Here is a 2,428-nt window from a genome sequence, read left to right as displayed (position 1 = left end):
GCGGTGGTCGCCGCCGTAGAAGGTGGTGGAGTCGGGCTCGTTGAGGGGTTCTCCCTCCTTGATCCGGGCGTCCAGGTCGGGGTTGGCGAGCCAGGCGGCGCCCAGGGCCACCGCGTCGGCCAGCCCCTCCTCCAGCACCGCGGACGCGGCGGCCGTGTCCATGCCCGCGGCCGGGTTGTAGACGAAGGTGCCCGCCCACTCCTTGCGCAGGCGCTCGGCGTGCTCACGCGGGCCCATCCCCGCGACGTGCAGGAACGCCAACTCGGACTGGTTCGGGATGGCGTCCAGGAGCGCCAGGTGCTGGCCGAGCGAGTCGGTCTCGGTGATGCCGTTGAAGGTGTTTCCGGGAGAGACGCGCAGGGCGGTGCGCTCGGCGCCGATGGTGTCGGCGACGGCCGCGACGACCTCGGCCGCGAACCGGGCCCGGGCCTCCGCGCTGCCGCCGTACTCGTCGGTGCGCTGGTTGGCGCCGTCAGCGAGGAACTGGTGGATGAGGTAGCCGTTGGCTCCGTGCAGCTCCACTCCGTCGAACCCGGCGGTGATCGCGTTGCGGGCGGCGGAGACGAAGTCGTCCAGCGCCTCGGCGATGTCGGCGGAGGTCATCTCACGCGGGACCGGGTGGGGGACCATCCCGGAACCGTCGAACAGGGACAGGCCGGAGGCGATCGCCGAGGGTGCGACCGGCAGGCCGCCGTCGGGGTACAGGCTCGGGTGACCGATGCGGCCGGTGTGCATGATCTGGGCGTAGATGTGGCCACCCTTGGCGTGGACGGCGTCGGTGACCTTCCGCCACGCCTCGACCTGCTCGGCGGAGTGCAGTCCGGGGGTGTTGATGTAGCCCTGGCCGCGCACGCTCGGCTGGGTGCCCTCGGTGATGATCAGGCCGGCGGAGGCGCGCTGGGCGTAGTACTCGGCCACCAGGTCGTCCACGCGGCCCTCCTCGTCCGCCCGGGACCGGGTCATCGGGGCCATGAAGAGGCGGTTGGGAAGTTCGTCGCGGCCGACGGTGACGGGGGTGAACAGGTCGCTCATGTCATCTCCAGATCGTGTGCGGGGCGCCGCCCCTCGTTGACGACACCCACGTTAGGGAGGGGCGCTCACCATCCCCTTGCCGTCCGCTGTCCGTCGCTGTCCGCCTCCTCACAGCGCCGCCGACGGACATAGCCGCTTCGTCCGGATAAGCTGCCTCACATGCGATTCGGCGTGTTGGGGCAGCTGGCGGTCTGGACCGATGACAGCGCGCCCGTCACCGTCCCCGGCGCGAAGGTGCGCGCGCTCCTGGCCCACCTGCTCGTCCATCGGGAAAAGTGGGTCTCCGCCGACCGGCTCAGCCTGGACCTCTGGGAGGACCCGCCGACCGCCCCGGCCGCCGCGCTCCAGACAGCAGTGTCGCGGCTGCGGCGCGCCCTGGACGGGGCGGAATCCGGCTACCGGGCCCGCGTGGAGTCCGGCCCGGCTGGGTACCGGCTGCGGGTCGACGCGGAACAGGTGGACGCGGACCGGTTCGAGGAGCTGGTGGCTCGCGCGCGGGGCGCCGCGCCCGCCGAGGCCGCGGACATCCTCGGTCAGGCCCTTGGACTGTGGCGCGGCCCCGCCCTGGCCGACCACGCGGACGCCCCGTTCACGCGCGCGGCGGTCGCGCGTTGGGAGGAACAACGGCTGTCGGCGGTGGAGGACCGGGCCCGGGCCCGGCTCGATCTGGGTGAGGACGCCACGCTCATCCCCGAACTCGACGAGCTCGTGGAGCGCGAACCGCTGCGCGAACGCCTCCGCGCCGCCCACATGCTGGCGCTGTACCGGGCCGGGCGGCAGTCCGAGGCGCTGGAGAGCTACCGGCGGATACACGAGCTGCTGTCCGACGAGGTGGGGGTGGACCCCGGTCCCGAGCTGGTCCGGCTGCACCAGGACATCCTCGCCCAAGACGCCGCGCTCGCCCGCTCCGATGGCGGGCGAGCGGGGGAGAGGGTCACCGCGGACACCGCACCGGCCCGGCGAACGGACGACCACGCCACGGTCGCGGCGGCGCCGCCCCGGTTCCCGGGGAACGTGCCCGCGCCGCTCACCGAGGTCATCGGACGGGAGGAGTCCGTGACGCGGCTCCGCCGCGACATGGAGCGGTTCCGTCTGGTCACGCTCGTCGGCCCGGGCGGGGTCGGCAAGACGACACTCGCGCTCGCCTCCGTGCGCCCCGCCCTCTCGCCCTCCTCCCCCGTGTGGTTCGTCGAACTCGCCGGGCGTGACGCCGACACCACCACCCCCGAGGGCGTCGCCGAGGACATCGCGATCACCGTCGGCCTGTCCGACGAGGGATGCTCCCCCGGCCAACACTCCTCGGTACCCCGTCTCGGTCGCTGCCTGGGCTCCGGCCTGTTGGTCCTCGACAACTGCGAGCACGTGATCGGCCCCGTCGCCGAGCTGGTGGCCCAAC

The 2,428-nt window shown here is 73.2% G+C and carries 2 protein-coding genes; one reads left to right on the top strand and one right to left on the bottom strand.

Annotated features, from left to right (window positions below; translation table 11 throughout):
• Positions 1 to 1,032, bottom strand: a 1,032-nt coding sequence (locus D471_RS0116070) for an alkene reductase (protein ID WP_017599568.1), incomplete at its 3' end; no start/stop codon positions are given.
• 159 nt (positions 1,033 to 1,191) lie between these two features.
• On the opposite strand from D471_RS0116070, the gene D471_RS0116065 reads away from it, so the two are divergent.
• The coding region (locus D471_RS0116065) for an AfsR/SARP family transcriptional regulator (RefSeq protein ID WP_017599567.1) at positions 1,192 to 2,428 on the top strand (1,237 nt) is incomplete at its 3' end.

Source organism: Nocardiopsis lucentensis DSM 44048 (assembly GCF_000341125.1).
Taxonomy (GTDB): domain Bacteria; phylum Actinomycetota; class Actinomycetes; order Streptosporangiales; family Streptosporangiaceae; genus Nocardiopsis; species Nocardiopsis lucentensis.
Note: the sequence above shows the minus strand (reverse complement) of the source record. Positions and strands in the feature narration are given on the sequence as shown.